The organism is candidate division WOR-3 bacterium (assembly GCA_016867815.1).
Taxonomy (GTDB): Bacteria; Hydrothermota; Tepidihabitantia; order Tepidihabitantales; family Tepidihabitantaceae; genus UBA2258.
The window spans coordinates 1-6,918 of record VGIR01000121.1 but is presented as its reverse complement, the minus strand read 5'-3'; the positions used below and the strand labels follow the sequence as shown (position 1 = coordinate 6,918).

The 6,918-nt window shown below is 60.4% G+C and carries 5 protein-coding genes; all 5 read left to right on the top strand.

Annotated features, from left to right (window positions below):
- Nucleotides 1–234 precede the first annotated feature (234 nt).
- The gene (locus FJY68_12825; protein MBM3332708.1) at nt 235–1,749 is read left to right on the top strand and encodes a hypothetical protein; all 1,515 of its coding nucleotides are present in this window, start codon (nt 235–237) and stop codon (nt 1,747–1,749) included.
- Nucleotides 1,750–1,758: 9 nt separating this feature from the next.
- The gene (locus FJY68_12820) at nt 1,759–1,977 is read left to right on the top strand and encodes a hypothetical protein (GenBank protein ID MBM3332707.1); all 219 of its coding nucleotides are present in this window, start codon (nt 1,759–1,761) and stop codon (nt 1,975–1,977) included.
- Entirely contained in the window at nt 1,974–4,373 is a 2,400-nt protein-coding gene (locus FJY68_12815) for a hypothetical protein (protein MBM3332706.1), read from the top strand. The genes FJY68_12820 and FJY68_12815 overlap by 4 nt, the downstream gene beginning before the upstream one ends.
- Nucleotides 4,374–4,704: 331 nt before the next feature.
- Nucleotides 4,705–6,669 carry an exo-alpha-sialidase gene (locus FJY68_12810; protein ID MBM3332705.1) on the top strand — a complete coding sequence of 655 codons (1,965 nt, stop codon included), beginning with the start codon at nt 4,705–4,707 and terminating at the stop codon, nt 6,667–6,669.
- Nucleotides 6,670–6,677: 8 nt separating this feature from the next.
- A partial coding sequence (locus tag FJY68_12805) for a transposase (GenBank protein ID MBM3332704.1) occupies nt 6,678–6,918 on the top strand: 241 nt, incomplete at its 3' end.

The following is a 6,918-nucleotide window of genomic DNA, read 5'->3' as shown; positions in this document are numbered from 1 at the left end:
GGTCGGGAGGCAGGTTGGCGTGCTCGATGCCGGTAGGCAGCAGCCCGGCACGCACCGGATGAGCTGGAATCAGGACCGCGGAGGTGGAAAGCTCGCCTCCGGGGCCTATTTCGTACTCCTTGACATGGGTACGGAGAAAGCTACGCTCAAGGCGGTGATTCGGTAGATCCGCATTCCGGAGGGGCGGGTTCACCGCCCCTCCGATCTTGCAGGACCAATGATGAGGAGGAACGAATGAGTGCCACTCTGCTTCTCTTGCTCTCTGTCATTACGTCACGTGGCTTCGGGCCGGAAGTGCGCATCGACCACCAGTACCTGCCCAATCACATGTGCTACCGGTGCGCGATGGCCATTGGTCCGGGCGTGCCTTCGAGTCAACCGCTATACGTAGTGTACCAGGATGATTCGATGAGGGGCCCCACCATTATTCGCAGCGACATCATGTTCCAGAAGTCAACCGATGCCGGCAGGACCTGGTTGCCCGAGGACGTGCTGATTCGGCGGGGAGAACGCTACGCCATGAGTCCTGACATCACGACCGACTCGGACGGCAATGTCTATATCATGTACACAGACTTGATTAACGACCCTGACGGTGCGTCCGACCGTCATCTTCTGTGCACGCGCTCGAGTGACGGCGGCGCCACGTGGTCCGCGCTGGCCAGGATTGACGATGATACTGTCAAATATGTCGGCATGACTAGCATTGCCGCGGGCTCGGGCGGCGACCTCTTCTGCGCCTGGACCGACTGGCGGACGGGGTATAGCCACATCTGGTCGTCGGTATCAACCGACCGGGGAGTGACGTGGAGCCGGAACGTACGGGTGGATGATGACACGACCGACTATGACTGTGCCCACGCAGAAGTCTTTGTCCAACCGGGAACGAACCACTACCTCGTGGCTGCGCAAGTCCCGCGCGAGTTCGAGGAGGTTCCATACGTCAGAATGTGCGCTTTTCTGTATCGCTCGACCGACCGGGGCCTGACTTTCGGGCCCGGGATCCAGCTCGACACATTCAACAGGTTCGCAGCACATCCTCATGTCGTCGCCGACCGGGACCATATAATCTGCGACTACTCCGGCCACGTCCGGACCGTCCGTGACACGGTTATCACCGAGGCCCGCACATTCTACACGCAGGCCGATTCCTGGGGCAGTCCCGTAGCAGTTACTAGTCTCGACTTTCTTCATGAATTGTACTACAGCGGAACACTTGCCATCTCCGGCGACGGCCGCGTCCACACCGCGCTGATGGTCAAAGATACGGCACATGGCCACAACATATGCTACGCGTCTTCGTCGGACCACGGCGTCACCTGGTCCAACCTTGAGGTCGTCAACGTCGATACAGCCAGACTCGGACGTTGGTACCCGGAGATCGTCGCCGACTCGGCCGGGCACGTCTACGTGGTTTGGACGGCCGACGGCAAGATCTGGTTCTCGACCAACAGCCATCTGCCTGGCATCGCCGCGGAAATGTCTAACGCCGGACTGCGAGCGGCGAACAACAGCCCGACCGTCGTCCGCAACGTCCTGTTCCTGCCGAAAATGGGGACTGTACCTTCAGGGACTGTACCCATTTTCGGGCCTTCGCTACTCGACATCAGCGGGCGGAAGGTGATGGACCTGCAGTCGGGCGCGAATGACGTGCGGGCACTAGCTCCGGGTGTGTACTTCGTCCCTGGACCGATGACCGAAGACGGAAGACCGGGCGCCTCGGTTCGCAAAGTCGTTGTGACAAGGTAGGAGGAACGCATGACGCGTGGCACCAAGGACCGCGTTCGGGGCCGCTACTCCATTCCGACCATCCGGGCCGCGAGGGCCAAGTTAGCCCTGTGCGCGGTGGCGCTGGGGATTGGCGTTGCTCACGCCCAGCCGTTTCCGTCGTTCTTCTTGGACACGACGCGCTACATCGGTCGCGACTCAACGTTACTGCCATTGTCGCATTGGCCGGCTCAAGCACAGGGGGTATGATCGTCCGGCTGACACATGGTGGCGGGCAGGCGAGTCGGCTGACGCGCTCGCTGGACCTCGTCGATACCATATCGTTTGATGTGGTCGGGACTTGGGGCGGGTTTTCCTCCGCTCCGGCTGTGGCATGCTCCGACTCGGGCTACGCTATTACGTGGGTCAGTTCCAGTGGTCTGAGCGTCGCGCTGGTGTCAAACGACGGCGTCGTCTCGAACCGGGTCCTTCTAGATGCGGAAGTTCAGGTGCGCTCTCTGGCCATTGCAGCCCGAGCTGATCGCTATGCCATCGTGTACGACGGCTGGTTTCATTCGAGCCAGAGTCAAGACGTTCGCGCGGTAGAGGTGGCGCAGGATGGCGCGATTCTCCGTCGGACTCTCGTGGCCCGGGCCAAAGGCGCGACTCCTTCCGTGGCCTCGTCCACAGTTGCTCGTGGAGACTCAGCGTATCTGGCGGTCTTCGTGGGGCCGTACTCGGATACCAGTGACATCAACGGGCGGTTTGTATGGCCCGAGGACTCCTCTGCGGATACCGGGGTCATTCACATTCGACAGGGCTGTCGGGCATTCAAACCACAAGTCGCGTTTGACGGCGAGTACTTCTGGGTGGCTTGGCTGGAAGAGACAACGCCGTTCGCCGAGACGGTGGCGAAGGTGGCGCGGGTCACTCAGCGTGGTGTCGTCCTCGACACCGGTGGCATCTTTGTGGGCTGCGAAGTGACGTCAGTAGCATTGGCAGCGGCGGAAGACACAGCGCTGGTTGCGCTTCATCTGGACGGGGATGACATTGTCGGCATGAGGTACGACTCCGAGGCGCAACTCCTGGACTCCACGCCGTTCCTAATAACTACCCATGGAGGTCTTGGTCCGTTAGCTGCCGCCTCTGCCGATACATTCCTGGTCATGTGGTTCGAGAAAGTCGAAGGGGTCACACAAGGCAAAGTGAGGCTTGCCGGCCGTCGTATCACGGCTTCCGGCAAGGTAGTCGACCCGGATGCCCGTGACTATGCCTTTTCGGCAAGCAACCACTGGAACAAGCGCCCGGCAATAGCCTCGGACGGAGAGAACTTCCTCGCCGTCTGGTGCGACGAGAGGGCAGAGCCCGACTACTCGGCGAGGTTGGTCGGCAAGCGGTTCGACAATCAGGGCCGATTCCTTGATGCGGAGACGTTTACCATCACGGACCATCACCTCAATCCGGTGCGGCCTAATCTGTCATACGGAGCGGGCTGCTACTTCCTATGCTGGAACGAAGTCATCGGCGAGGTGGCCAACGTAGAGTCTACGTTTGCGACTCGCATCACCAGGGAAGGGGAGTTGATGGACTCGATGCCGATCCGAGTCTCCGATACCTCAGGCGCACTCGGCGTGGCCTATCTCCGCGACTCGATGTTTGTCGTGCTAGTCAAGACGGCCGCTAACAACCTCTACCCTTACGTGATTCGGGCGATGGCCGACGGCCGCGTACTCGATTCGGCGCCGATCCTCATCAAAGTCAGATACGCAGGTGCATCGCACTACCATCCCTCAATCGCGAGCATGGGAGACACTCTTGTGTTGGTGTGTGGTATCTCTTTCGAGTGCGAGGATTACGTCGCGGCCGGCCTCTATGACCGAGAGCTGAGACCGCTCGACTCAGCCTGGTGGAAGCCACCGCCCGGAGCTGACTGGGTTCACAGGTCGAGTGTAGCCTGCGGAGGCGGACGCATTCTCGCAACGTCGGAGTCTCGGGTACACGGGCTTAGTCCCGATTTCTATCTGCTGGATTCTGCATTGAACGTGCTCAACGATTCGCTGCCGCTGTCGAGTCCCGCCATGCCCCTTCCCTACTACAGCATGACCTGGGACGGTGGGAACTTCATGTGTGCGAGTCCAGTAAGTCAGGACAGAATGTCGGGAAAGGGATGTCGCATATCCCGGGATGGTGTTCTCCTCGATAGCCCTCCAGTCAGACTGGTCGAGTTCGGTAGCGGCGCGTTCTCAACCGGTTTCTGCCGTCTCGCGGCGGACTCCATGGGTCACGTTGGGTTCGCGTTCTTCACCTTCGAGACAGAAGGGTACATGTCCGACCGCATCCGCGCAGCCGTTTTCCCACGCCTGACTGGTTGGGTAGAGTCGCCTCCCTCATTTGCCGGACTCAACGTGCTGCAAGTTGGCCCAAACTCCTCGACCGGCATCGTATGGCTCAAGTTGGGGGCCTCGGCCAAAGAGCCTCAGATAGTCACTGCCCGCGACATCGCGGGGAGAGTCCGTGCCGAGGTCTCGCTCAGTCCCGCGTCGGCTGAACGCGGCCGGACCATGCTCGACCTGCGCCACCTTCCAGCCGGGGTCTACTTCCTGGAGACTGCCGGCGAACGCAGGTGTACAAAGCTGGTACTTGCGAGGCCCGGGGGTGCGCCATGACCTAGGATCGTCTACAAGCAAAGCAGAAGGGCAGCGTCAGCCCACCGGGAAAGATAGTCTGACCAGAGCCGTGCTCTGTTGCTGCCCACATGATGTTACCACGAGAGCACGGCCGGTCAAATGCAGGTATAGGTTCGAACTGAAGGGAATGACAATGAGAAAGGCCCTCGTCGGAATACGACTCGCTGTGCTTCTCGCGTTTGTCGCCTCAGCGCAAGCGAGGAACTACTCAGGCTGGCATTGGATCAGGCCGTTTGACCCCACATGGCCAAGGCAAGGTTCGTCTGACGGCAAGTACTTGACAGGGAACAACGGGGCACATGCCGTTGCGATGCGCGAATATAACAGCGGCGATCACCGTCTCTCAATCGTCGCAGCGCTCCGTGAATGGGCGACCTCGTGGGTGCAAGTGTACGAATTTCAGGACATCTGGGATGGAACCGGACAGACCGCGTACCCCCGGAGGGACGGCTATTCTGTCAGCTCCCCGTGCATTGCTGCCGGGCCCTACTACAAGCAGGTCGCTGCTTGCCAGACCGTCAGCCCTGCGAAGACGTGGTGTGCGGCGGATGTGCTGGGTGATGACGATAACGACTGGCAGTACTTCAACCATCTCACTCCCGATGGAAAGTACACCGACCCCCCGGAAGTGGCAATTGACGGCCAGTATTACAGTGGCTACGACTGGGTGTATGTCGCCCATCGGGCCGAGGGTGACAACGACCCCTCATGGCTCTATTGCAGTCGATCCACAAACGGTGGCTACAGCTTCTATGACATGACCACGATCGAGAGCAGCGGCGAACCCGTGTGCCCATCTCTGGGCGTCAACGGCTCCGGAACCGTCTACTGCTCATTTCAGGACCAGGACGACGACTTCGACGACGTCTGGTTCAAGAAGTCTACCAACAACGGTGGGAATTGGAGCGACGGGGTCAATCTGACCCCGGGGATATACCAGGAAGGCTGGAGTCCTTGCCTCGCTGCCAGTGGCTCGATGGTCTTCGTGTGCTGGAATGACGACTTGTTGAGTAAGCCTCTGGCCAAAGTCAAGTACCGCTGGTCATCGGACGGCGGCAGCACCTGGAATCCGGACCCGACAACCAATCCCCCTGAGGAACCGGAGGTCATTGAGGTCTGGTCTAGCGTGTCGCACACAAACCTCAACGCTGTCATGATACCGGGCGGGACCTGGGGGCCATCCAAGCCGTTCTGGCACGTGCTCCTGGTCGCTAAGGGTGGCGACTACGTGAACTCGAACATAGCGACTTTCACAGTCCTGAAGCGCGGGGTCCTCACGGCGAGCGGAATCGAAGTCTGGGATCGCGACCTAGGCTTGTCGCCGGTATGCTTCTTCGGATCGTTCGCCGATTACTTCCCATCGGTCTGCGGCGTATCTGATAGCTACGACACGCTCGCTGCCTGCGTTTGGTCCGACCCTGGCCGCAGCATCTACGTTGCGAAAGGCAAGTGGGAACATTGGAGTGATGTCCAACCCTATCCGGTCCACGCCGACGGCATCGGCAGACGTCTGGCGATCACTCCCGACGGCATCCCGTTCTACGTAGCGCCAAGGCCGCCGTACGTGATCACAGGCCCGGTGTTCGGTTCGTACACCGTGCCACTGCTGGCGGACTGTGGCTATCAGCCCGCACTCGCGATGGACGGCGATACGGCACGATGGATTGCCTACACACGTGACGACACGGTCTGGTGTGTAGCGGGAGAGGATGGCCACAAGGCGGTCTTCGCTGGCTCCAGTTCTGCCGTGCCGGGGCAGCCGTCGATCGTCTGTTACCCGAATCAAGCCAATGGCGTCTACGTCGGTAGCGTCGTGTTCCCGGTCTACGACACGGCTGGCGCTGCTTCGAAGATCATGTATGCTCGCGTCGACACCGGCGGGGTTGTGCTTGATACGATAGAGAGCGTAGCCAACCTCGGTGACAGCCTGCCTTGTGTGTCAGTCTATCAGTCTGATACGCTGGTGGTCACATGGCAGCATGGGGACTCCACTTTGGCCTCGATGCTCTGCGACTACGGGCCGGGCACATCGGGTCAGGTCCCTGCGTGGTCAAGCCCGAATCTCGTAGCCGCGAACGGCTATCACGCCATGAGCCGGTTCGACGACAACGGCACGGTGCTCAACGTCGTCTGGACCCGGAAGAACGGCAGCAACTACGCCATCCAGCGCGCCACCTGCGACCTGTCCACCTCCCTGTTCGGCAACTGGTCACAGATGGTGTATTTCGGGGACACAATACTTAATTTTCTTGACCTCGAGTCGGCGAGGCCGTAGACTGAGGCATGGCGAGAATAGCGCGTGTAGTGGCGGCAGAAGTTCCGCATCACGTGGTCCAGCGCGGGAACCGGCGGCAGCCGGTCTTCTTCAGCACTGCGGACTACAAAGCGTATCTGCGACTGATGGCCGCCTGGTGCGGACAGCAGGGCGTGGAAGTCTGGGCCTACTGCCTGATGACCAATCACGTGCATCTGATCGTTGTGCCCGGCAGTGAGCAGGGGCTGGCCCGGGCGATCGGCGAGGCTC

Excerpts from the sequence above, each read along its gene's own strand:
- FJY68_12825 (MBM3332708.1), top strand. The coding sequence starts at position 235 with ATGAGTGCCACTCTGCTTCTCTTGCTCTCTGTCATTACGTCACGTGGC.
- FJY68_12810 (MBM3332705.1), top strand. The coding sequence starts at position 4,705 with ATGCGCGAATATAACAGCGGCGATCACCGTCTCTCAATCGTCGCAGCG.
- FJY68_12815 (MBM3332706.1), top strand. The coding sequence starts at position 1,974 with ATGATCGTCCGGCTGACACATGGTGGCGGGCAGGCGAGTCGGCTGACG.
- FJY68_12820 (MBM3332707.1), top strand. The coding sequence starts at position 1,759 with ATGACGCGTGGCACCAAGGACCGCGTTCGGGGCCGCTACTCCATTCCG.